This is a genomic window from Gemmatimonadaceae bacterium (genome assembly GCA_030647905.1).
GTDB lineage: Bacteria > Gemmatimonadota > Gemmatimonadetes > Gemmatimonadales > Gemmatimonadaceae > UBA4720.
Genome location: JAUSJA010000026.1, coordinates 353,739 through 377,287 on the forward strand (window position 1 = coordinate 353,739; position 23,549 = coordinate 377,287).

Below are 23,549 nucleotides of genomic sequence, written 5' to 3' on the forward strand. Positions count from 1 at the left end.
AGGATAAAGTCGCCGAAGCCGGGACTTGGTCTGAAAGTCGCGAGCAACACCGGATAGCTGTTCTTAAAATGGAGATCGAATGCGGAAGTGGATTCCCGTACTGTTGATCGCGGTGGCAACGATCGCATCAGTGGCGATCTACTCCAAGCTGCCGGAGAGGATTCCGACGCACTGGAACATGTCAGGTGAGATTGACGGATGGTCGAGCAGATTCTGGGGAGCGTGGATGATGCCGCTCATGATGGCGGTGATCTGGCCGGTCATGCGGCTGATTCCACACATCGATCCGCACCGAGCTAACTACGCAAAATTCAGAGGGATGTATGAAGCGCTGATCATCGCAACGATGGCATTCATGCTGGCGATGCATCTGCTGCTGCTCGCGGCGGCGACAGGAAGCCATATCCCGATATCCCGTATCGTCATCGGTGCGGTCGGCGCGTTCTTCGTGGTGATCGGCGTACTGCTGCCACACGCGCACCCGAATTGGTTCGTGGGAATCCGAACACCGTGGACACTCAGCAGCGACCTCGCGTGGGAGCGCACCCACAAGGTCGGCGGCCTGCTGTTCATCGCGACAGGGACATTGACGATGCTGACGACGCTGCTGGCGCCGAAGCAGGCCATGTGGGTGCTTCTCGTTTCGGGAACTGCGATGATGGTGTTTCTCTTCGTCTATTCCTACGTGGTGTGGAAGAAGGACGGCGAAAGGCACTCAGCCGCCTGAGGCGCACTGGCCGCGCTCGAAGTCGAGCAGGAATTTCTTTCGCCATAGTCCCCCGCCGTATCCGCAAAGATCTCCATTCTGTCTGACCACGCGGTGGCAGGGAATAACGATCGCGATTCGATTGTCTCCATTTGCCTTGCCCACAGCGCGCTGGGCTCCTGCCCGTCCCATTGCCCTTGCCTGCTGTTCGTAACTAATGGTCTCTCCGTAGGGAATCTTGAGGAGCTGGTTCCAGGCCGCAGTCTGGAAATCGGTGCCCTTGAGGAGGAGCGGCACCGTAAAGCTCCTTAGACCTCCGGTAAAATATCTATCTAACTCATCCTTGAGCTGGGCAACATGCCGGTTCTCGCCAGGCACCGTCGGACGAGAAAACCGCTTTCTCACGCGTTCGAGCTGCGTTTTCAGCATACGGCGGTCGGCGAACTCGAGCAGGCATATTCCGTCGGCCGTGGCTCCGGCGATCATGGGGCCGAGGGGAGTGAGAAGGCGCGTAACGACGACAGGGGCGACGTCGGCTAGGCGGTTGGGTGCTGTCTCGAATGTACGCGTGAACGCGTCGTGGAAACCGCTGGCCGATTCGAAGCCGTGCGTATAGCCGACTCCTTCCCACTTTTCGCCCTGGCTTATCCGTCCGAACGCAAGGCCAAGGCGGTGTGCCCGCTGGTACGCCTGGAAGGTCAACCCGTGGTGGCGGAGAAACCACCGTCGGACGCGCGCCGGATCCAGCTCGGCCGCCTTGAGATCCGAGTCCTTCCAGCGTCTCGATGGATCTTCCTCGACTTGTTCGAGCAGCCTCTTGATCCAGTTGGGAGCGGCGCCCTCAGGCTGCATCGGATGGCAGCGCAGACACGGGCGATAGCCAGCGACGAGTGCGTCGCGAACGGACGGATAGAACTCGACGTTCTCGGGGCGTGGCTTCTTCGCGGCGCAGGTCGGCCGGCAGAAAATTCCAGTGGTTTTAACGGCGGCAAAGAACACGCCATCAAATGTCCCATCGCGCTCGGCGAGCGCGCGGTACATGCGGTCCGCGGAGGGAAGAGATGCTGTCGTCATGGAAGCCAATCTAGGACCGGAGACGGGGCGGTTCCACCGAAAAATAGACACTGAATTCACGGGCATTGTGCGATATTTTCCGAAGCACAACCGGAGGGCTCATGAGCGACGAACTTGAGGACAAGTGGGAGAGCATCGAGAAGGAGCTGAATGCTGCCATGTCGAAGCTCTCCGATGCGATCGAGAAGGCGAGAGAGGAGATCCCTGAAGCGGCGAAGGCGATCAATGAAGAATACCTTCGCATGCAGGAAAAACTCGACAAGGCCGTGAATAATCTCCGCAAGTAGAGACCGCAAGCGTCTGATGAAGAGGTGGCCGATACGGGGCACCCCTTTTTTGTTCCCCGAAAAAGAATCGACTCGCAACGCAGTGAGGCACGATTCCTGTAATCCGTAACAATGCTGCATTCTCAGCGGAGACAGAAACGTCCCAATCGACGTATTACCATCAGGCGCGCAACGTAATGGCGACCGATACAGGAGAAACATGATGCAACTGAATTCACGAAGGGTGCTGACAGTCCTTGCAGTCGTTGGCTCGTTCGGCCTTTCTGCATGCGCGAGCATGAAGAACAAGGAGCGTGGTGCTGTGATCGGAGCCAGCGCTGGCGCCGCGATAGGCGGCGTGATCGGCAAAACCACCGGCGGATCGACGGCCAGAGGAGCGATCATCGGAGCGGTTGTCGGTGGGGCGGCGGGGGCCGTGATAGGTCATCAGATGGATCAGCAGGCGAAGGAGCTGGATCAGTCCATACCCGGTGCCAAGGTCGAGCGTGTGGGCGAAGGCATCGAGGTCACATTCGACTCGGGTTTGTTGTTCGACTTCGATTCCGACAAGATCCGTCCGGCTGCTGCGGCGAACCTGCAGGAGCTCGCGCAAAGCCTCAACAAGTTCGGCAACTCGAGTCTACTCATCGTCGGTCACACGGACAGCAAAGGCGACGACACATACAATCAGACCCTGTCGTATCGTCGTGCCAACTCAGCTTCGGTGTACCTGCAGTCGCAGGGCGTACCGACTATGAGAATCTCGACTGCTGGCCGCGGTGAGTCCGAGCCGGTGGCATTGAACGACACCGAAGCGGGCAGGCAGCAGAACCGCAGGGTGGAGGTCGCGATCTACGCCAGCGAAGCCTACCGCGATCAGGTAAAGAAGAGTTACAGCGGGAAGTAGCCCAACGCCTGAAATGGGGAAGCACCCCGTAGATGTCGGACGGGGTGTTTTTTTGTCCACACGACGTCACGCCCACCTAGCGCGAAAGTGTGATAGGACGATCTTACCTCTAATGGAGCGCACGCGAACCGTCACATGGCAGGATCCCGCACTCGGAGTCGAGGCGGCGACAACACTCACAGGCGTGGAGTATCTGCGAGCAATGGCGCGCGGAGAGGCACCGCCATCGCCGCTGGGGCAGGTTCTGGGATTCCGTCTGGAGGAGATAGAAGAGGGACGCGTTGTGGTGACCCTGGAACCGGCGGAGTACCACTACAATCCGCTCGGTGTGGTGCACGGTGGTCTTGCGGCCACCCTCTTCGATTCATCGCTGGGCTGTGCGGTGCAGAGCCTGCTGCCGCCGGCGCACACGGCTCCGACGCTGCAGCTCCAGATCAACTACGTCCGGCCGATCACGGTTTCGACGGGGAAGGTCTACTGTTCCGGCGATGTCGTTCACATGGGCAGGCGGTCGGCAACCGCGGAAGGGAGATTGACCGACAGTGACGGCAAACTATACGCACATGCGACAGGGACGTTCATCCTCACAGGGCCCGAAGATCGAAAAGCCCGATAGCTTTCTTCCGGCGTACCTCTGACATTCGGCGATTCGTGGCAACCGTAACTCCGGCAAAAGACTCCTCCAGCAGACTTCTGCGATTTTTTCGCCGCTCAACAGACGAAGCGGACTGGAAGCTCGTGGGACCGATCAGGGGCGAAGTCTTCGGCACCGACCGACTCGCCAAGCACGCCCGGAACATCGCGCGCAAGCATCGGTTGCTTCCGCCGAAGAAGCAGCGCGGTCATGGACCGCTTCTCGGGCGGCTCGACGACACACGGCGCGTACTCGACGAGATCCACGATCGTCTGAGCGACGCCGCCGAGCGGGAAGTGGACATCAGCCCCGCGGGCGAGTGGCTGCTGGATAATTCGTACATCGTGCAGGAGCACATTCGCGAGATCCGGACGAACCTCCCAGGTGGATACTATCAGGAGCTTCCAAAACTGGCGAGCGGCATGCTGGCGCATTATCCGCGCGTGTACGACGTGGCGATCGAACTCATCGCACATTCCGAAGGCCACCTCTCGATTGATAACATCACGCTGTTCGTGCGGGAGTATCAGAAGGTCGCGGCGCTCAAGATGGGCGAGCTGTGGGCGATACCCACGATGCTCCGTCTCGGCCTCGTGGAGAATCTTCGGCGGATGTCGATGCGCGTGGCTGCGCGCCTGGATGAGGTAGAGGAAGCGGACCGCTGGGCAGCCGGGATAATGGCGGCGAACAACCAGTCGCCCGAGGCGCTTGCCGCATCTCTCAACGCGTTCATCAGCGATCATCCTCCGTTCAGCCCGAACTTTGTCGCGCGGTTCCTTCACCAGATTCGCGGCTATCAGGTCAACTTCACGCCGCTGATATGGCTCGAGCAGTGGATCGCGGAGGATGGGCCAAGCGCCGAAGTCGCGGTGATGCGCTCGAACCGGATGATCGCGCTGACGCAGGTGACTGTCTCGAACTGCATCACGAGCCTGCGTACGATCGCGCGTCTAAACTGGAAAGACTTCGTCGAGTCACAGAGCGCGACGGAGAAGATCCTGAGAAAGGATCTGTCGGGGCACTACACGGCCATGACGTTCGGGACGCGGGATTACTACCGCCACGTCATCGAGCACATCGCGAAGGAGACGATCAGGCAGGAAGAGGAAGTCGCGAACGTGGCGCTGGGACTTTCAGTGCAGGGCCACGGGCAGGGCGACGAGCGCCGATCGCACGTCGGGTACTATCTGATTGACAACGGCAGGCTCGAGCTCGAGGAGGCGACCGGCTACACGCCACCGTGGGGCGAGCGTGTGCACAGGTGGACGAAGCGCCATCCGACGTCGCTGTATTTCGGCGGGATTCTCGTGATGACGATTGTCCTGTTGGCATCTCTGTTCTGGATCGCGCCGGGAATGACGGTTAGCGAGCGGTTTGTGCTCTTCTTTGTGGCGGTGATTCCCGTTAACGAGATTGCAATCAGCGTGGTTAATCAGCTCGTCACGTTGTTGATGCCTCCGAATCTTCTTCCAAAGATGGAATTCCGCGACGACGGAATTCCGGAAGACTGCAGGACAGCAGTCGTGGTGCCGACGCTCTTCGGAAGCGTGAGGGCTGTGCAGGAAGCCCTGTCGCACATTGAAGTGCAATACCTCGCCAATCGCGATCCGAACCTGCACTTCGCCATTCTCAGCGATTTCACGGACGCCGCGACGGAGAAGAAGCAGGGCGATGCCGAAATACTACAGGCGGCGGTAGAGGGAATCGACGAGCTCAACCAGAAGTACGAGCGAGCGAGTGGCGATGTGTTCTTTCTCTTTCACCGTCGCCGGCTCTGGAACGAGAAGCAGGGTGTATGGATGGGCTGGGAGAGGAAGCGTGGAAAACTTGGCCAGTTCAATCGTTTTCTACGCGAAATGGCGGACGATGCGTTCTCGACGATCGCGGGAAACACCGCGGCACTGCAGAAAGTCCGCTATGTAATCACGCTCGACTCCGACACAGTGCTGCCGCGCGATGCTGCGCAGATACTCACCGGCATGATCGCGCATCCGCTCAACAAGGCGGATTACGATCCGCAGCTTGGACGAATTGTTCGCGGGTACGGCATCTTCCAGCCAAGGGTAGGCGTGTCGCTGACGAGCGCGCACGCGTCACGCTTCGCGGCGATTCACTCCGGGCATCCGGGCGTCGATCCGTACACGACGGCGGTGTCCGACGTCTATCAGGACCTGTTTGGTGAGGGAAGCTTCACCGGCAAGGGTATCTACGATGTAGATGCGTTCGAGAAGGCAACTCACGGCCGCTTTCCAGAAAACACGCTTCTTAGCCACGATCTCATAGAAGGCGCGTACTCGCGAGCCGGGCTGGCGACGGACATCGAGTTGTACGACGACTATCCGGCGAGATATCTGACATACACGCGCCGGAAGCATCGATGGATCCGAGGCGATTGGCAGCTCCTGCAGTGGCTTGGCCCGATTGTGCCGGGACCTCAGGGACCGACGAGAAACAGGCTGTCGGCGATCTCCCGGTGGAAGATTTTCGACAATCTCAGGCGAAGCGTTGTCGAGATATCGCAGCTCGCGCTTGTTGTATGCGGGTGGTTCGTGCTTTCCGGATCGGCGTTGCTGTGGACGACGGTCTTGCTGTTCGCGATCGCCGCTCCATGGATCTTTTCCCTCTTTGTATCGCTGCTGAGACCGCCGCGCGATCAATCCTGGATCGCGTATTACGCGGCCGTCGGCCGGGATACGCGAGTGAGTGTGCAGCAGTGGGCGCTGGCGGTTGCATTCCTTCCTCATCAGGCGGTCGTCAGCGCGGACGCGATCATCCGTACGTTAGCGCGTCTCTGGATCACGAAGCGAAATCTGCTGGAATGGCAAACAGCGTCGCAGGTGGAGCGCGCCATGGGCACCGGCTCGCGTGTCGAGATGTGGCGCAGGATGTGGCCGGTCACCGTGCTGAGCCTGATGCTTCTGGCCATGGTGGCTCTGCGCGCGAATCCCGCCGAATCCGAGATGTCGGGGCGAGTGCTGTTTCTCGTGGGCACGCTTCCGCTGCTCGGATTATGGCTGGGCTCGCCAGCGATCGCGCATTCTCTCAGCGCACCGGCGACGCCTCCGGAGCTACGACTGACGGGGACGGAGCGTCAGGCCGCGCTTCGATATGCACGTCTGCACTGGCAGTTCTTCGAGCATTTCGTGACGGAGCAGACGCAGTGGCTGGCGCCAGACAACTTCCAGGAAGATCCGGAGCCTGTGGTGGCTCCAAGAACATCGCCGACGAACATCGGACTTCAGCTGATGTCCATCATCTCGGCGTGGGACCTCGGGTTCATTACACTGGGATCGATGATCGAGCGCATGGAGAAAGTGTTCAGGTCGCTCGAGCGCATGCGACGCTACCGTGGCCATTTCTACAACTGGTACAATCTGACCGATTTCCACGTACTGGAGCCGGCGTACATCTCGACCGTGGACAGCGGCAACTTCGCCGGGCATCTGATCGCGATGAAGCAAGCCTGTCTGGAGGCGACGCATGAGCCGGAATGCAGTTCAGAGGATGCGCAGCGATTGCGGGCGATTGCCGAGCGTGCCAGAGCATACGCGCTGGAAATGGATTTCAGGTTCCTGTTCGACGAAAGGAGAAAACTGTTTTCGATCGGTTATCAGCCGGCGGCAAACACGTTCGACAACTCGTACTATGATCTGCTGGCGTCAGAGTCGCGTCTCTCTTCCTTCGTTGCGATCGCGAAGAACGATGTACCGGTGGATCACTGGTTCCGGCTCGGCCGGACGCTCACGGCAGCGGGCGGTACGCGCACGCTCGTTTCGTGGAGCGGCAGCATATTCGAGTATCTCATGCCGGCCCTCGTGCTGCGGACGTTCCCCTCGACGCTCCTGAGCCAGACATATCAGGGGGCCGTGCGCAGGCACATAGCCTACGGCGCGGAACACGGCGTACCGTGGGGCACGTCGGAATCCGCGTATAACCTGCGAGATCGTGCGCTCACATATCAGTATCGAGGGTTCGGTGTTCCCGAGCTTGCGCTGAAGCGGGGTCTGAGCAGAGAGGTGGTGATCGCTCCGTACGCCACGGCGCTCGCGCTGCTCGTGGAGCCGCATCAGGCGATCAGGAATCTGGCGATGCTCGAAGCCGAAGGAGCACTGGGCCCATACGGCTTCAGGGACGCGATCGACTACACGCGTCCACTGCCCGGATCGACGAAGGCGGTCGTCGGTGCGTACATGGCTCATCACATCGGAATGAGCATCGTTGCGTTCGACAACGCGCTCAACGCCAATGTGTGGCAGAAACGCTTCCACACGGATCCGATAGTGAGATCGGCCGAGCTGATACTCCAGGAGAGGATTCCGCGGAGACTCGTTCTCCAGGACGTGCAGCAGCAGGACGAGGCGATGCGCGTGCCGTCGGAAATGGAAAAGCCGGCAGTGCGGGAGCTCGACACAGCAAATACTCCACAGCCGCGGGTGGCTCTGCTTGGCAACGTTCCGTACACGACGATCGTCAGCAACGCCGGCAGCGGAGTTACCCGTTATGGCGAACTCGCGATCAACCGATGGAGAAGCGACGGAACACGCGACGACTTCGGCCAGTGGTGTTACGTGCGCGACATCAGCGCCGGGAAGATATGGTCGGCCGGACACCAACCTGTTTGCGCGGAGTACGCGTGGTATCGGGTGCTCTTCGCCAGCGATCGGGTCACGCTGCATCGGAGGGACGACGACATCGAGACGATGATGGAGATCGCCGTCGTGCCGGGAGAAGCGGCGGAAGTACGGAAGGTTACCATCCATAATCGCTCGCAAAAATCCCGCGACATGGAGCTGACGAGTTACATGGAAGTGGTGCTCGCCAGCGCCGACTCGGATCGTGCGCATCCGGCGTTCGGCAATCTCTTCGTGCAGACGGAGTGGCTACCGAACAGTGCGGCGCTCCTGGCAATGCGACGCCCAAGGTCGGCGACAGACAAGCCGAGCTGGTGCGGACATGTGATGGCAACAGCCGTCGGGAACAGTACCGTGACGTGTGAGACGGATCGCGCGCGATTCGTGGGACGGGGGCGGTCGGGCCGCGATCCGGTCGCCATGGACGCTCCCGGTGATCTGTCCGGCACGGTGGGAGCGGTGCTCGATCCGATATTCTCACTTCGCACGACGGTAACGATACCTGCGGGCAGGTCCGCCGAGGTGACGTTCACGACGTTCATAGCGGAGGATCGCGAGCAGGCGATTCAACTCGCGGATCTCTATCATGATCCATACAGTGCGCGGCGTGCGCTCGATCTGTCGTGGGCCCACGCGCAGGCCGAGCTCCGCGATCTGGGAATCACTCCCGCCGATGCCGCGCTGTATCAGGAACTGGCGGGCCACCTGCTCTACGCGCACCCGGGGTTCAAGGGACTGCCGGCGAAGGGAAGTGACAACACCCTGGGCCAAGCGGAGCTTTGGGGACTCGGCATCTCAGGCGACTGGCCAATTCTTCTGGCCACACTGGCATCGGCGGATGGACTTCCGAGCGTACGGCAGCTTCTCAAGGTGCACCACTACTGGAGAATGAAAGGAGTGGCATGCGATCTCGTGATTCTGAACGAGCATCCGCCGACATACCTGCAGGAGCTGAACGACGAGCTTCTGTCGACGGTGATGGCATCGAGCGAGGCAGGTTTGCTCGACAGGCCGGGAGGAATCTTCATCCGCCGATCGGACGTGCTCCAGCCGGCTGATATCAGGCTGCTGCATTCGCTTGCGAGAATCCAGGTTGATTGTGATGGCCTGGGTCTTGGCAACTTCCTCGAGTTCCCAAATGTCGAGGACAAGTATGTATCGAGCAGCCAGATTTCTGCGTTGTCAGCGATCACCGGCGACAGGGTGAACGTCACCGCGTCCGATGGCATAGCTGCAGCGAGGTCCCGGGTCGTGAATGCAATGCGCGGTGGCGGGTCTGATGGAGTGGAGGTTCCGGGCGGCGACACATCCGGCCTCGCGCTGTTCAATGGCCTAGGCGGATTCAATTCCAGCCATGAGTACGAGATCAGACTGGAAGGCGACAATCTTCCACCCGCGCCATGGGTGAACGTGATCGGAAACCCTGCGGGCGGGTTCATTGTCAGCGAGACCGGGGCGGGCTCCAGCTGGACGGACAACAGTTACTTCTTCAGGCTCACTCCGTGGCATAACGATCCGGTGCGTGATCCGGCCGGGGAATGCATCTACCTGCGCGATGACGATCGTGGCACAGTGTGGACGGCGACTCCGGAGCCGATCAGGCAGCCGACCGCATACACCGTGAAGCACGGCGCGGGATATACGGTATTCGAGCATTTGCACGACGGAATCTCAACGATGCTGAGGGTGGGAATGCCGGAGGCCGATCCGGTGAAGATCCAGGTGTTGCGGCTCACCAACCACGGATCGAGGTCACGCCGCATCAGGATCACCAGTTACGTCGAATGGGTGCTCGGCGTGAACAGGGAGAAGACACAGGCAAATATTCGGACCGAAATGGCTGCCGACGGGCAGGTGATGCTGGCGCGGAACTACTTCGATCCGGTGTTCTCGTCGCGTGTCGCGTTCACGGCGCTCAGCGAGCCGGTTGCAGCGTTTACCGCGGCGCGGCGCGAGTTCATAGGACGCAACGGAACACTGTCCGCGCCGATGGCGATCATGCGCGAGACTCTCACGGGCGACATCGGAGACACTATTGACCCGTGCGGAGCGCTCCAGTCGAGAGTCGAGCTGGCGCCAGGGGAGACACGTGATATCGTCGTGCTGCTTGGCGCCGGCGACGGACCGGAAGACGCGATCTCACTGTTCGAGAAATACAAGCATGCCGACGCCGCAAACGCCGCTCTCGATCACGCTGCGAGAGTATGGAGAGCGCGGCTCGGGACGATCACGGTGAAAACACCGGAGCCCACGTTCGACGTCGTGCTCAATCAGTGGGCGCTGTATCAGGCGCTGTCATGCCGCATGTGGGCCAGATCGGCGGTGTATCAGTCGGGCGGCGCGTTCGGGTTCAGGGATCAGCTTCAGGATGTGTTGGCATTCGTCTATACGGAACCGGCGCTCGCGAGGGAGCACATCGTCCGGTGTGCAGCGCGCCAGTTCGAGGAAGGTGATGTACAGCACTGGTGGCACCCGCATAGCGGTCGCGGTGTGCGCACGCGATTCTCCGACGACCTGGCGTGGCTGCCGTATGTTGTAAACCACTACCTGAGCCTAACGGCAGACCACTCGGTGCTGGACGCGACGGCACCGTATCTCAGAATGCGCCAGCTCAATGCTGACGAGCACGAGCTGTACGAACTGCCGCAGGTCTCGGAACTCGTCGAGCCGGTGTATGACCACTGTGTTCGCGCGCTCAGGAAAGCGTGCACAACCGGCGAGCACGGGCTTCCGCTGATCGGTGTCGGAGACTGGAACGATGGAATGAACCGCGTGGGAATCGACGGGCGCGGAGAGAGCGTGTGGCTTGCGTGGTTCCTGATCGTCACGCTGCGCGAGTTCGCCAAGCACGCGGAAGAGCGCGGCGACCGAGCTGTGGCAGACGAATTCCGCGCGACGGCACAGCGCTACAACGAAGCGGTCGAAAACGCGGGATGGGACGGCGAATGGTACAGGCGCGCCTACTATGATGACGGCACGCCGATGGGATCCGGGGAAAGCGACGATTGCAAGATCGACTCGATCGCACAGAGCTGGAGCGTCATCTCCGACGCCGGCGACCCCGCGCGCAGCCGAGCAGCGATGCGCGCGCTGAACGAGCATCTCGTACGTGAGGACGCGCGTCTCATCATGCTGCTGACGCCGCCGTTCAACAATTCGAAGCATGATCCCGGATACATCCAGGGATATCTGCCTGGAGTGCGCGAGAACGGTGCGCAATACACGCACGCGGCACTGTGGGCTGTGCTGGCGACCGCTCTCCAGGGAGACGGAGGTCGCGCGATGGAGCTTTATCAGATGGTGAATCCGGTGACGCATGGGCTGACACCGGAAGACGTCGCGACCTACAAGGTGGAGCCATACGTAGTCGCGGCCGACGTGTACACCGCCGAGGGCCATCTCGGCCGCGGCGGCTGGACTTGGTACACCGGCTCAGCGAGCTGGCTCTACCGCGTGGGACTGGAGGCAATACTCGGGTTCACCAAACGCGGCGAGACACTGGAGATGAATCCGTGTATTCCATCATCGTGGAAGGAATTCTGCGTGGGCTATCGACACGAGGACAGCATTTATTCCATCGTTGTGAGAAATCCGGGAGGAGTCGAGCGGGGCGTGGCTTCGACGACGCTCGATGGAACACCGGTCTCCGGGCCCATCACGCTCGTGAAGGATGGTCGCATTCACGAAGTTATCGTGACGCTGGGATCTCCTCCTCCTCCACCTCAGCCAGCGAAGTAATCGCCGGGCCGTTGACGACGTTGCCATAGGCATCGAATCGCGAGCCGTGGCAGGGGCAATCCCATGTTCGCTCGGCCGTGTTCCAGTCGACGATACAATAGAGATGCGTGCAGACGGCCGAGCGCTGGTGGATGTTGCCCTGGTCGTCGCGGTAAACGGCGATCTTCTTCGTCCCGCGGCGAAGGACGGTACCGGTACCCGGGGCAATGTCGTCGAGTGATGCAACCTCACCCTTCGTTGCCCAGTCCCCGTACTGTGCAGCGACGTTGAGGTTCTGTTTCACAAATTCCGGAGTGGCGCGGAGCTTCTTGCGTGACGGATCATAGAGCATCTGCCATGGATTGGGTCTTCCGAGCACGAGATCGGTGAGCAGAATGCCGGCGATCGTGCCATGGGTCATGCCGTTTCCGGAATCACCGGTGGCGATGTAGATGTGCTCGTCGGTTCCCGGATTCTTTCCGATGAACGCCATGTAGTCCACCGGCTCAATGATCTGTCCCGACCATTTGAAGTCCACGCTCTCGACCATCGGAAAACGCTTGCGCGTCCAATCCTCCAGGGACTTGAAGCGCTCATCGGCGTCGTCTTCCTGGCCAGTCTTGTGGTCCTCGCCACCGACGATGAGGATCTCCTCAGTGCGGGCGGGATCCAGGCGGGAATCCACTTCCTGGACGCGTATGTAGTGATACGGATCCTGAGTGTCCCAATACAATCCGTGTGGCACCGATCCACGCGGTATGCGCGCACCAATCACGAAGGTTCGATACGCGGACTGCTTGGTGTGCAGTATCACCCAGTCATTTACAGGCGTGTTGGTCGCGACGACCACGTGATCGGCGGTGATGACGTGGCCTTCGCTCGTCGTCACGCGACAGGGCTCGCCGTCCTCGATCTTTTCGGCGTGAGTGAAGCAAAAAATTTGCCCGCCATCGCGGAGAATCGCTCGTGTAAGGCCATTCAGATACTTGAGCGGATGGAACTGGGCTTGGCGAGGGAAGCGGAGCGCGGGTCCTGTATTCCAGAAATCGAGAGGTGCGCGATCCACCATTTCGACGTCGGCAAGCCCCGCGCGATGGGCGGCAGCGAGCTCGCGATCGAGCTCATTCTTGTGGCTGTCACCGAGGAAGAGATAACCGTCCACGCGCTCGAAGTCGCAGTCGATGTCTTCCTGTGAAGCGATGGACTCGATACGGGCGACGGCAGCGGTGTGGCTCTCGGCGGCGAGCCTTGCGCCTTCCTGACCGTGGAGCTTCTGAATCTGATAGTACCTGTCGTCGAGCGCGGCGGTCAGGTGGGCAGTAGTCCGGCCCGTCTCACCACCGCCGATCTGGCCATCGTCTATCACGACCACAGCACGGCCGGCGCGAGCGAGGAGGTACGCTGTGGTCATACCGGCTATCCCCGCTCCGATGACGCAGACACTGGTGCGCAAGCTCTGCGTGACACGCGGGGGCTCGGGCATGTCTGTCGTGCCCATCCAGACGGAAGTGGTGTGACCTGAATCGCTTCGCATTGCGGTGAGTGCGGTAAGGTGATGGCATCACGGAGAGCCGGCGCGTCCTATGGCGCATAGCGTATGCCAATGATACTCTAGCCGTAAGCAGCTGAATTCACAGTCCACTCCCGCGGACGCTCGAGGAAAGAAGATCATGGATTCGAATGTCCTGGACGCGGCTCGTGCCGCATTTCCCGTCATAGCCAACACTGTCACTCTCGCCGCCATCGTCCACAGTGGCGAATGCAATCCCGAACCGATCGTCACGATACCGATATCGATGATGAATCGGCACGGCTTGATTGCGGGAGCGACGGGCACCGGCAAGACGCGAACGCTGCAGCTCATCGCCGAGCAGCTGTCGGCGGTGGGCGTGCCGGTTTTCGTTGCCGACATGAAGGGTGATCTGTCGGGAATTGGCGCTGATGGCCCGGCCAGCGACAGGATAAACTCCCGGGCGAAAGAGACTGGCTACAAGTGGCAGCCGTCGGCATTCCCCGTCGAGTTCCTGAGCCTTACTGGCGCGAAAGGGGCGCGAGGGCTGATGGGCGCGCTCCTCGGCTCGCCGAGAAGACGCAGTACGCGAAGCCGCTGGTAGTGCGGAGGGGTTAGCGCTCGAGCAGGATCGCGCGCACCGGCGCGGCATCCAGCGACATCATCTTGATGGGGAACGCCATGATGTCGTACGGGCCTGGCGGCGTGCGCCGGAGGTCGAGGTTCTCGAGAATGAAGGCATTTCCCGAGAAGAGCATCTTGTGAACTGCGAGTGACTTGCTATCTCTCGCGTCCACTGAAGGCGCGTCGACGCCGAGCAGCCTGAGGCCGAGCCCGAGAAGGACACGCACGCATGATTCGGAGAGAGTAGCCCAGTGATCGGGGAAAGTGCCGGACGCAATGGTCGCTCCGGTCCTGAGGATCAATCGCTCCGTGGGCTGTCCAGCGAGAAGCGGCTCGATGTCGTTGAAGTTCAGCTCACCGCGCACATCGCTCACATCGCTCACATCGCTCACATCAATGACAATGACGGGGCCGTAGAATGCCTCGAGCGGAAGCTCGTGCGAGCCCGGCCAGCCATCGCGCACATGCAGCGGTGCGTCGGCGTGTGTTCCGACGTGCGGGCTCGACGTAATGCTGGAGAGATTGACGCTCGATCCGTTCGATGTCGTCGCCGTCCATCCGCACGAGAACGGTGTGTCGCCCGGCCACTCGGGGATGCCGGGCGCGAGTGTGATGCTGACGTCGTACAGGCGCATTCAGGCCATCTGCGTGGAATCGGTTACGTGTGTGTCAGGCGACGAGCTGTTTTACGGCCTCGACGATCTTCGAGACCGTAATGCCGAGGTGCTCGTAGAGCTCCTTGTACGGTGCCGAGGCACCGAAGCACTCGAGGCCGATGGTGATCCCATCTGACCCAACCCACCGATCCCAGGACATGGGGTGTCCAGCCTCAATGGAAATCCGTTTTACCCCCAATAGCAAGACACTGTCGCGATACTCAGCGCCCTGCGAAGCGAAAATCTCATGACTCGGCATGCTAACGGCGCGTGCCCGAATGCCCTGAGCCTCGAGCTGCTGCTGAGCTTCGAGAATGAGGGCGACCTCGGATCCGCTCGACATGAGCACGACCTGGGGTGCTCCGCCGGGGGCGTCGGCAAGGACGTAGGCACCCTTCGCCAGGCCGCTCGCGGGCGCATATTTCGTGCGGTCAATGAACCCGAGCTTCTGTCTGGTGAGAACGAGCGCGACCGGCCCGTGGGAATGCTTGAGAGCCGCTCGCCAGGCCTCCGCGGTCTCCGAGGCATCCGCGGGACGAATCAGCGTGAACCCGGGAATCGCGCGGAGCGTGCTGAGCTGCTCGATGGGCTGGTGTGTCGGACCATCTTCGCCAAGCCCGATCGAGTCATGCGTGTAGACGTAGATGACATGGCGCTTCATGATCGATGCGAGGCGCACCGAGGGGCGCATGTAATCCGAGAAGATCAGGAACGTCGCTCCGTATGGAATGAATCCGCCATGGGCCGACATTCCGTTCATGATCGCGGCCATGCCGTGCTCACGAATCCCGAAATGGAAATTGCGACCGGCATAATTGTCCGGCGTGATGTTGGGCGCGCCTTTCACGATGGTGTTCGTGGACGATGCGAGATCGGCAGAACCGCCGACGAGCTCGGGCAGCTTCGGAGCGATGGCATTGAGCACGGTCCCGGAAGCAGCACGGCTCGCGACGCTTCCGTTCTCCGCTGTGAACGACGGGATGAGATCTTCCCATCCTTCGAGGAGCTCGCCGCGCAGCCGGCGCTCGAGCTCGGCCGCATCTGCGGAATGAGTGGCCTTATATGCGTGGTACCTGTGCTGCCACTCGCTCTCGATCTTCGCGCCGCGATCGGACATCGTCCGCCAATGCGCCAGCGCTTCGGGCACAACGTAGAAAGGCTCCTGTGACGGGTAGCCCAGAGCTTCCCTGGTGAGCTTGATCTCTTCGACGCCGAGGGGTGATCCGTGCGCCTCGGCCGTGTCGTGCTTGTGGGGACTGCCGTATCCGATGTGCGACCTGACAATGATCAGCGAGGGCCGGTCGCGCACTTCCCTGGCGGCGACGGTCGCGTTGTCGAGCGCATCGAGATCGTTCGCGTCCTCGACGCGCTGGACGTGCCAGCCGTATGCCTCGAAGCGTTTCGCGGTGTCGTCGCTGAAGGTGAGGTCGGTATCACCCTCGATCGTGATGTGATTGTCGTCGTAGAATCCGACGATCTTTCCCAGCCCAAGATGTCCGGCGTATGATGAAGCCTCGTGCGAGATGCCTTCCATCATGTCACCGTCGCTGGCGATGAAGTAGGTGTGATGGTCAATGATCTCGTGCCCCGGGCGATTGAACGTCGCCGCAAGCTGCGCCTCGGCCACCGCCATTCCCACCGAGTTGCCGACTCCCTGGCCGAGCGGGCCGGTGGTGGTCTCGACTCCCGCGGTGTAGCCGTACTCAGGATGTCCGGGAGTTCTGCTCTCCCACTGCCGGAACTGCTTCAGATCCTGAAGGGTGAGGTCGTAGCCGGTGAGATAGAGCACGCTGTAGAGGAGCATCGAAGCGTGGCCGGCAGAGAGGATGAAGCGATCGCGGTCTATCCACCCGGGATTGTGCGGATTGTATCGAAGGTGGCGGGTCCAGAGCACATAGGCGAGCGGCGCGAGCGCCATCGGCGTGCCCGGGTGTCCTGAGTCCGCCTTCTGGACCGCATCCATGGACAAGACCCGAATAGCATTGATGCAAAGCTGGTCGAGACTGGCGGACGAGGGAGTGGATTTCGTTTCAGGCATCGGAGTCATGGGGGCTTTGCGTCGAGTCTGAAGTTAACGTCGGAAGCTGTCCGCGAAACACGAATTCCGAGACGTGCCTGCGACCGCTCGGCTTTTCGCGTCCGCGGTTGCGTTCATCGAGCTGACTGGGATCGCCATACTTTCCGATCGCGATGGCGGCCATCACTTCGTATCCATCGCGAGGGACGTTGAGCGAATCGTACGCTTTGTTCAGGTCGAAGCCCGCCATGGCGTGTGCGTAGAGCCCGAGCTTTCGCGCCTCGAGGGCGAGAGAGAGCCATGAGGAACCGGCGTCGAAGCGAGCGGTGCGATTCGGCTTGCCATTCCGGGCGAGCGTGAGACGGGCGACGACGAAAGCGATCATCGGCGCGTGCTTTACCCAGATTCGATTGGACTCGTCAAGGATGTCCAGAAATCGGGCGCGTTCCTCGGGAACAGTGGCGTAGAGGTAGATCCACGGCTGCTCGTTCCCGGAGGACGGAGCCCACCGAGCGGCCTCGAAGAGTGACATGATGGTGGCTTCATCCAGGGGCTCGGGCGAGAAGGCGCGCGGAGACCAGCGATCCAGGAATTGCGGATCTACCGAAGCGTCCGCGGTGCGGCTGTTGACGACCAGGGGATCGGGAAGGGTATCGGGCATGCGGGAAAGCTAATTCCGGAGGCACCAGCACTCTGTCCCGTACCTATCCGTTGTGGTTTTCTTCGCGCATGTTCATGTGTTCCTTAGAATCTCCGTGCGTCATACATCGGGTCTCCGTCGAGTTGACATAACCGGGCAATGGACATGCCGCATATCAGGGAATCGATCCCTTGAGCAAAAAGTCCGACGCCTCAACTCACTCCCGGTTCAGGAGCCTGAGCGATCCGGAGACTCTCACCAGGTTCGCACAAAATCTCGGCGAAGGAATCTACATAACCACAGAGCGCGGAGAGATTCTGGACGCCAACCCGGCATTCCTGAAAATCTTCGGCGTCGCCACACTGGACGAGCTGAAGAGCTACCGCGTGAGCGATTTCGTGGATGCCAGCATCAGGAAACAGGAAGTGGAGCTGGTGGAGCGGGAAGGCTCGATCCGCGACCGGGAACTTCAGATCACGCGTCCGGATGGCGGAGTGCGAACGGTTCTGGACACATGGTACACCAACACGGACCCCGAGACAGGGGAGCACGTCTTTCACGGCATCCTGGTGGACATTACGGGACGCAAGGCGCTCGAGACGCAGCTCATCGAGCAGAGCCTTCGCGACCCGCTCACGGGATGCTACAACAGAAGGTATCTGGGGACGCTGTATGCCGCGGTTCGCGAGCTGACGGCAACGTGGGGATGCATTTACGTGGACATCGACCACTTCAAGCAGTACAACGACATGAACGGCCACGCGGCGGGCGACGCTGTGCTGGTGAAGATGAGTCGCTTCCTCATGAGGCACGTGCGGGCGGAAGAGCCGGTGATACGGATGGGGGGCGACGAATTCATGGTCGCGCTATTCGATACCGATCTCGCGGAGACCGAGCTCATCGCGCACCGTCTGGAGAAAGCGGGCGAGGAGCGCGGGTCGGTTTCGTTCTCTCTCGGATGGGCAGCGCGGGACAATGCCGAGAATCTGGAGGAGACGGTGAACCGCGCCGACCGCGAGCTGATCAACGTGCGCGTCGTTCGCCGGCCGGGCAGCTATACGCGCCGGACCCCCGCGGATTCAGCCAGGAAATAGACAACGCCGCACGATTTGTCGTGATCGGCGACCCGGACAAGATCACGCGCGGACTGCTCGTGTCGTTCTGATTTTCCTACCGCTCGGGATTGAGAATGCGCTGGATCTCTGAGCGGGCATCCACGATGTGAAGCCGCGTTGTCCGGTCAGTGGCGTGGCTGATCGCCAACTTGAGCGCGGTGTCGAGATCCAGCAGCTCGCCGCGCATCAGCGATCTCACATCGCTGTTGGGGCCGGTGCTGCTTCTGGCGCGCGGGCCTCGCGAAGGTGTCGAGCTGATGATCATCGCGGGCACGGGGTTCAGCCGGGAATCCGCCTGTGCCAGCCATGCGCGCTGAAGCGAGCGGCGGAACGGATCAATGGTCACACGTTCTGCAGCGAGCTCTCTCCAGACAGCGCGACGAACATCGCCAAGCATCTCGCCGAGCGGGTAGATGTCGGCGCGGCCTCGGGCGAGGGCCTCATACTCGGCGAGGCGGTTCAGCCGATCGGTGTCGAAGAGACCGCCCAATATGCGTGCCTGTGCCGCTCCTATCCGGCGTAGCGTGCCGTCGGGCTCGATACGTCGCAGAAGATTCGTGTCTATCAGATATTCAGGCGTGCGGAAGGCGTTGTCGGCGAGGAAGCGAATGGCAGCCCGCTGGCGCGCGGAAGCAATCGGGGTGAAGCGCGGTCCTGGCTGTCCACCGTATTTCTCGCGTGAGTCCGAGCCGCCAACGATGTTGACGACGTGCTCGAGCTCCTGGCTCCATTGATCAACGAGGTCGTCGTAAAGCTCCGACAGATCGGAGTTGTCCTCTCCTCGCCGGAGCGCGACGGACATGAGGATGGGCATCGTTCGCCGGATGTTGCGAAGTCCCAGCGCGGTGGATTTCACCGCGTCCGCATCTCCGACGGCCTCGGTCTCGTCGCCAGGATCGCTGTCGCGGGCTCCGGAAGTACTGAAGCGGTACCACGGAACGGTGTCCTGCATCCGAGCCCAGCTATCGAGAGTCGGTTTCTCTTCATCCGGGGTGCGCGCGCCGGGAACAGGCGCATATCCCCACCGGGTGGCGAACAGATCATAGGGCCCTATGCGGGGGACCAGATCCTCGACGGCGATGTGGTCTTCGGGCTGTGCCACGTAGTTGAATCGTGCGTAGTCCATCAGCGTGGGCGTGTGGCCCATGCGGTGCACCCACATCGCGCTGCGAATGCTATCGGCCGGATATGTCGAGCTCGCTTTCATGTTGTGCTGAAAACCGAGCGTATGTCCGACCTCGTGTGCGACGACGTACTCCACGAGCCGTCCCATCAGCGAATCGGGAAAGGGGATGCGACGCGCGCGCGGATCGAGCGGTGCGACCTGAGTGATGTACCAGTTCCGCGCGAGATTGAGGACGTTGTGATGGACGCGGATGGATCCATTCAGGATCTCGCCGCTGCGCGGGTCGTGGACATCGGGCCCATCGGCGTTCTCTGTCGTCGAGGGGAGCCAGCGCACGACGGTGTTGCGAACGTCGTCCGGTGACCAGTCGGGGTTCTGGGCAGGAGTCGGCGCATCGCGGATGATGATGGCGCGACGAAATCCGGCGGCAGCAAAGGCCGGCTGCCAATCCTCGACTCCCTTCCTGATCCACGGAATCCACTGAGCGGGCGTGGCCGGATCGATGTAATACACGATCGGTTTCACGGGATCGGAAAGTGCCGAATCCGGGAATTTCTTCTCGAGGCGCCATCGCCGGATATATGATCGTGCGACGGAGCGATGCTGCGACGTTCCGAAGTCCGTCTGCTTCACGTCCGTGTAGCTGAGTCGCTTGTCGGCCAAGCGCGGCATCATCGGACGCGTGGGGAGCCGGATCATGCTCCAGTGAGCGAGGATGCTCTGCGCCGGGACCGGGCTGAGTCCGCGCTCCGAATCGGGCGGATTTTCCGGAGTGAACGTCTGCGTCGCTTCGACTTCGACGTTCTCGGGGAAAGCCGAGACACGCTCGACGAAGGATCTCTTCTCGTCGAACGATCCACGCGTAGCGACGAATTCCGGAACGTTGGTGGTGTAGAGCGGCGTGACGTCTATGACAGCGGAGCTGTCGGGACCGTAAGCTTCGACCTTGAAGGCGGCGACGATTGTGGGATAGCTCGCCTGGAAGACCGCCTGATATACGGGCAGCGTGGAGTCGGCGGCAAGCTCGAACGTCATGCTTCTGAGAAGCACGCGATTGCCTTCGCGCTCCCATCGCAGCACGCGCTCGGTGAATTCGTCGCCACCGTAGGATGATCCTCCCGAGGCGCGGGCAAATCGTCCAACGAGGAGCATGTCGCGCCCCATCTCGCGACGTGGAATCTCGAAGAGGAGAGTGTCGCCGACCCGGTGGGTAGTGAACAGGCCGGTGCGCGTGCGTGCAGCGCTCGTGACGACCTTGCCGTAAGGCCTGATTCCTGCCGCTTCGTTCGCCTTCTCGATACTGTCGGTGCGAATCTGTGCCGGAGACTTCTTCGACTCCGGCATGACAGTCGTCCGCGAGAGGAGAAAGCAGCCCTGCGATGCGAAAAAAAGGCAGCAGGCAGTGAGCGGGCTACGAAGCAATTTCAGGGATGAATCGAGCGAGGGTTTACGCAGGGGGAGGGCTGTCGTTTCCGCCCATTTCGGAGAGGGACATTCCCATTGTGTGATAACCCTTGTCCACGTAGACCGTCGTGCCGGTGATGCCGCTTCCCAGCGGGCTACACAGGAATGCCGCGGTGACACCCACTTCCTCCGCGGTCAGCGGATCCGGAAGCGGCGAGTTTTCCGCGCAGTACTGCACCATTCGCTCAATGATTCCGATCGCGCTCGCGGCGCGTGAGGCATACGGTCCGGCGGAGATGGTGTTCACGCGGATTCCGTACTTTCTTCCGACCTCATAGGCAAGCGTGCGGGTGTCGCTCTCGAGTGCCGCCTTCGCCGAAGACATTCCGCCGCCATAACCGGGAATGACTTTTTCGCTTGCCATGTAGGTGAGAGAGAGGAACGATCCGCCTTGACGCATCAGCGGGGCCAGCCGGCTCATCATTCCGACGAGCGAGTAGGCGCTGACACTCACGGCGGCGAGGTATCCGTTGCGGCTGGTCTCGAGCAGCGGCTTCTTCACCTCGGGTGCGTTGGCGAGGGAATGGATGACGATGTCGAGACCCTTGTCGCCGAAATCCGCCCGAATGCGATTGGCGAGGCCGTCTATCGAGAAATCGCCCGCACCGTTGTACCGTTTGCTCGCGCGGAGGTCCTCCGGAGCGTCGGCGATGGTGTCGAATGCGACATCGAGGGGATATATCCGCTCGAATTCCAGCAGGTGTCCGTTCGACATCCGGCGGGATTCATCCATCTTCCCGCGCTCGAGCAGGTTCATGAAGATGTTGAGTGCCGGAGGCCAGGTCGCCACCGACACCGATGCTCCTGCCTCGGCAAGTGCCTTGGCGATTGCGAAGCCGAAACCACCGTCGTCCGCGACGCCGGCCACGAGCGCGCGGCGCCCGTTGAGGTCAATATTGAGCATGTTGAGGAATATGTCCCAATCGCGTATTTGCGGCAAAGGGAGACGGGCCGGGATTTGCATTCCGAATCCCGAAATGAACGTCATGAACCCTGGGGTATTCGATTGAGAAGAGCCGGCTTTTCGCTTCTGCTTCTGTCGCTAGCCATCTCCGCTTCGGCGGGCGCGCAAACCGCGGACACTCTCTGGAAGGAGCGTCCGCTTTTCAGGACCAGTGACGCGGTCCTCGCCGCGGGGTTCATCGCCGCCGCGGCCGCTGCTGCGCCTGCGGACAAGTACTTCACTCGCCAACTGCAGGAGCCGGCACGGCAGGCCAACCGGTTCCTCAAGGGAGGCGCGACGGCATTTCGTATTTTCGGGAGCCCGGGAGGACTGGTCGCCGGCGGCAGCATGTACCTGATAGGGCTTGGCCGGGGCAGCCGAAGGGTCGAGGATCTGGGCCTGCACACCGTCGAGTCTATTCTGATGGGGAGCGTGGTGGCGGGGGGGATCAAGGTGGTGACGGGTCGCGCGCGACCGTATGCAGATACCGCGAATGCCGCGAACTTTCAGCTCATGCGGGGCCTGAAGAGCGACGACTACCGCTCCTTTCCATCGGGCCATTCGACGGCCGCGTTCGCGTTCGCGTCGATCATATCGGCCGAGACGAGCCACTGGTGGCCGCACACGAAATGGATCGTTGGTCCGGTCGTGTACGGAGCTGCGACGCTAACCGGAATTTCGCGCATATACAACGATGACCACTGGGCCAGTGACGTGATAGCTGGCGCGGCAATTGGCACGCTCGCGGGGATAAAGGTGTTCCGGTATCAGCACTCGCACCCCGGCAACCATCTCGACAAGCTCTTGTTGCGCGCGGGAGTCCAGGCGATGAACGACGGAAACTGGGCCCTGACCTTTTCAACGGCTTCGAGGTAAGTGCAGGCCAACGGCATCTTCATAATCGCCGAGATCGGAGGCGCGGCTGGCAAGCGAATTTGCGAGATCAACGAGAAGTACGACCCACGTCTCGCTCGATACAAGGCGCCGCATGTGACACTCGCCGGATCGTCGGGGGTGGGACCGGTTCTGGCGTCGGTGACGATCGCCGAGCTATGGGACAAGCTGGCGCCGATCACGTCCAGCACCGCCGCGCTGTCCCTGAGGTTCGGCCCTCCTCTCCGGTTCATGCAGACGGAAATCGTCGTGCTTCCACTCGATCCGCACGGCCCGCTGCGTGTTTTCCACGACCGGATCGCGACCTCCGGCCTGCTATTTCAACGGGCGCGGTTTACGTTCAGTCCGCATTGCACGTTGAGCTTGTATCCAACCCTCACGCGCGACGCCGAGCGGGAGCTGCTTGCGGTGCGCGTGCGGGAGCCGGCAATCATCGACCGAATCACCGTCTATCAGACTCTCGATCCGCAGCCGTCGAGAAAACTCCTGGAGCTGCCCCTCGGCGCGGAGGTTCCGCAACAGATCGCGATGCCCGACGTCTAACATCACGGCGACGTAGCTCTGGGGCGACGATCACCGGATGACCGGCGACGAGATGATGGAGCACCGCCACTAGCGGGCGAAT

At 61.2% G+C, this 23,549-nt stretch carries 16 protein-coding genes; 9 read left to right on the plus strand and 7 right to left on the minus strand.

The features are described 5' to 3' along the window. The first annotated feature begins 79 nt into the window (after positions 1–79). The gene (locus Q7S20_07915; GenBank protein ID MDO8501754.1) at positions 80–727 is read left to right on the plus strand and encodes a DUF1648 domain-containing protein; all 648 of its coding nucleotides are present in this window, start codon (positions 80–82) and stop codon (positions 725–727) included. Here the strand turns inward: Q7S20_07915 and Q7S20_07920 are convergent. Beyond that, positions 716–1,780 carry a methylated-DNA--[protein]-cysteine S-methyltransferase gene (locus Q7S20_07920; GenBank protein MDO8501755.1) on the minus strand — a complete coding sequence of 355 codons (1,065 nt, stop codon included), beginning with the start codon at positions 1,778–1,780 and terminating at the stop codon, positions 716–718. The genes Q7S20_07915 and Q7S20_07920 overlap by 12 nt on opposite strands. A gap of 101 nt (positions 1,781–1,881) precedes the next feature. Here Q7S20_07920 and Q7S20_07925 point away from each other — a divergent pair, with 101 nt between their 5' ends. The 4 genes from Q7S20_07925 (at position 1,882) to Q7S20_07940 (ending at position 11,956) form a co-directional block, all read left to right on the plus strand. Continuing rightward, positions 1,882–2,067 carry a hypothetical protein gene (locus tag Q7S20_07925; protein ID MDO8501756.1) on the plus strand — a complete coding sequence of 62 codons (186 nt, stop codon included), beginning with the start codon at positions 1,882–1,884 and terminating at the stop codon, positions 2,065–2,067. A gap of 199 nt (positions 2,068–2,266) precedes the next feature. After that, positions 2,267–2,953 (plus strand): OmpA family protein, encoded by a 687-nt coding sequence (locus tag Q7S20_07930; protein ID MDO8501757.1) that lies wholly within the window; start codon positions 2,267–2,269, stop codon positions 2,951–2,953. Between the two features lie 112 nt (positions 2,954–3,065). Then, positions 3,066–3,569 (plus strand): PaaI family thioesterase, encoded by a 504-nt coding sequence (locus tag Q7S20_07935; protein ID MDO8501758.1) that lies wholly within the window; start codon positions 3,066–3,068, stop codon positions 3,567–3,569. Between the two features lie 122 nt (positions 3,570–3,691). Next, entirely contained in the window at positions 3,692–11,956 is an 8,265-nt protein-coding gene (locus tag Q7S20_07940) for a glucoamylase family protein (GenBank protein ID MDO8501759.1), read from the plus strand. Here the strand turns inward: Q7S20_07940 and Q7S20_07945 are convergent. Beyond that, complete coding sequence (locus Q7S20_07945; protein ID MDO8501760.1) at positions 11,907–13,346, minus strand: FAD-dependent oxidoreductase; 1,440 nt, start codon at positions 13,344–13,346, stop codon at positions 11,907–11,909. The genes Q7S20_07940 and Q7S20_07945 overlap by 50 nt on opposite strands. 259 nt (positions 13,347–13,605) lie before the next feature. On the opposite strand from Q7S20_07945, the gene Q7S20_07950 reads away from it, so the two are divergent. Beyond that, positions 13,606–14,049, plus strand: coding sequence for a DUF853 family protein (locus Q7S20_07950; protein MDO8501761.1), 444 nt, complete (start codon positions 13,606–13,608; stop codon positions 14,047–14,049). A gap of 10 nt (positions 14,050–14,059) precedes the next feature. On the opposite strand, the gene Q7S20_07955 is transcribed toward Q7S20_07950, so the two are convergent. The 3 genes from Q7S20_07955 to Q7S20_07965 are packed head-to-tail and all read right to left on the minus strand — an operon-like array spanning position 14,060 to position 17,403. After that, on the minus strand, positions 14,060–14,704 hold the full coding sequence (locus tag Q7S20_07955; protein MDO8501762.1) for a cyclase family protein: 645 nt from the start codon (positions 14,702–14,704) through the stop codon (positions 14,060–14,062). Positions 14,705–14,738: 34 nt separating this feature from the next. Then, positions 14,739–16,763 (minus strand): transketolase, encoded by a 2,025-nt coding sequence (tkt, locus tag Q7S20_07960; protein ID MDO8501763.1) that lies wholly within the window; start codon positions 16,761–16,763, stop codon positions 14,739–14,741. Then, positions 16,756–17,403, minus strand: coding sequence for a nitroreductase family protein (locus tag Q7S20_07965; protein MDO8501764.1), 648 nt, complete (start codon positions 17,401–17,403; stop codon positions 16,756–16,758). The genes tkt and Q7S20_07965 overlap by 8 nt, the downstream gene beginning before the upstream one ends. A gap of 170 nt (positions 17,404–17,573) precedes the next feature. Between Q7S20_07965 and Q7S20_07970 the strand changes: the two genes are divergently transcribed. After that, positions 17,574–18,476: a GGDEF domain-containing protein gene (locus Q7S20_07970; GenBank protein ID MDO8501765.1), complete on the plus strand. Its 903-nt coding sequence runs from the start codon at positions 17,574–17,576 to the stop codon at positions 18,474–18,476. A gap of 76 nt (positions 18,477–18,552) precedes the next feature. Here Q7S20_07970 and Q7S20_07975 read toward each other — a convergent pair whose 3' ends face one another. Further along, positions 18,553–20,967, minus strand: a complete 2,415-nt coding sequence (locus Q7S20_07975) for a zinc-dependent metalloprotease (GenBank protein MDO8501766.1) — start codon at positions 20,965–20,967, stop codon at positions 18,553–18,555. Between the two features lie 103 nt (positions 20,968–21,070). Continuing rightward, the gene (locus Q7S20_07980; protein ID MDO8501767.1) at positions 21,071–22,051 is read right to left on the minus strand and encodes an enoyl-[acyl-carrier-protein] reductase; all 981 of its coding nucleotides are present in this window, start codon (positions 22,049–22,051) and stop codon (positions 21,071–21,073) included. A gap of 42 nt (positions 22,052–22,093) precedes the next feature. Between Q7S20_07980 and Q7S20_07985 the strand changes: the two genes are divergently transcribed. Both Q7S20_07985 and Q7S20_07990 read left to right on the plus strand, forming a co-directional pair. After that, a complete protein-coding gene (locus tag Q7S20_07985) occupies positions 22,094–22,906 on the plus strand; it encodes a phosphatase PAP2 family protein (GenBank protein ID MDO8501768.1) in 813 nt (270 codons plus the stop codon). Continuing rightward, entirely contained in the window at positions 22,907–23,467 is a 561-nt protein-coding gene (locus Q7S20_07990; protein ID MDO8501769.1) for a 2'-5' RNA ligase family protein, read from the plus strand. The last annotated feature ends 82 nt before the right edge of the window (positions 23,468–23,549 follow it).

What these genes read in the sequence shown, in the direction of transcription:
- Q7S20_07915 (MDO8501754.1), top strand. Translation starts at nt 80, where the DNA reads ATGCGGAAGTGGATTCCCGTACTGTTGATCGCGGTGGCAACGATCGCA.
- Q7S20_07920 (MDO8501755.1), bottom strand. Translation starts at nt 1,780, where the DNA reads ATGACGACAGCATCTCTTCCCTCCGCGGACCGCATGTACCGCGCGCTC.
- Q7S20_07925 (MDO8501756.1), top strand. Translation starts at nt 1,882, where the DNA reads ATGAGCGACGAACTTGAGGACAAGTGGGAGAGCATCGAGAAGGAGCTG.
- Q7S20_07930 (MDO8501757.1), top strand. Translation starts at nt 2,267, where the DNA reads ATGATGCAACTGAATTCACGAAGGGTGCTGACAGTCCTTGCAGTCGTT.
- Q7S20_07935 (MDO8501758.1), top strand. Translation starts at nt 3,066, where the DNA reads ATGGAGCGCACGCGAACCGTCACATGGCAGGATCCCGCACTCGGAGTC.
- Q7S20_07945 (MDO8501760.1), bottom strand. Translation starts at nt 13,346, where the DNA reads ATGACCACAGCGTACCTCCTCGCTCGCGCCGGCCGTGCTGTGGTCGTG.
- Q7S20_07950 (MDO8501761.1), top strand. Translation starts at nt 13,606, where the DNA reads ATGGATTCGAATGTCCTGGACGCGGCTCGTGCCGCATTTCCCGTCATA.
- Q7S20_07955 (MDO8501762.1), bottom strand. Translation starts at nt 14,704, where the DNA reads ATGCGCCTGTACGACGTCAGCATCACACTCGCGCCCGGCATCCCCGAG.
- tkt (MDO8501763.1), bottom strand. Translation starts at nt 16,763, where the DNA reads ATGCCTGAAACGAAATCCACTCCCTCGTCCGCCAGTCTCGACCAGCTT.
- Q7S20_07965 (MDO8501764.1), bottom strand. Translation starts at nt 17,403, where the DNA reads ATGCCCGATACCCTTCCCGATCCCCTGGTCGTCAACAGCCGCACCGCG.
- Q7S20_07975 (MDO8501766.1), bottom strand. Translation starts at nt 20,967, where the DNA reads ATGCCGGAGTCGAAGAAGTCTCCGGCACAGATTCGCACCGACAGTATC.
- Q7S20_07980 (MDO8501767.1), bottom strand. Translation starts at nt 22,051, where the DNA reads ATGCAAATCCCGGCCCGTCTCCCTTTGCCGCAAATACGCGATTGGGAC.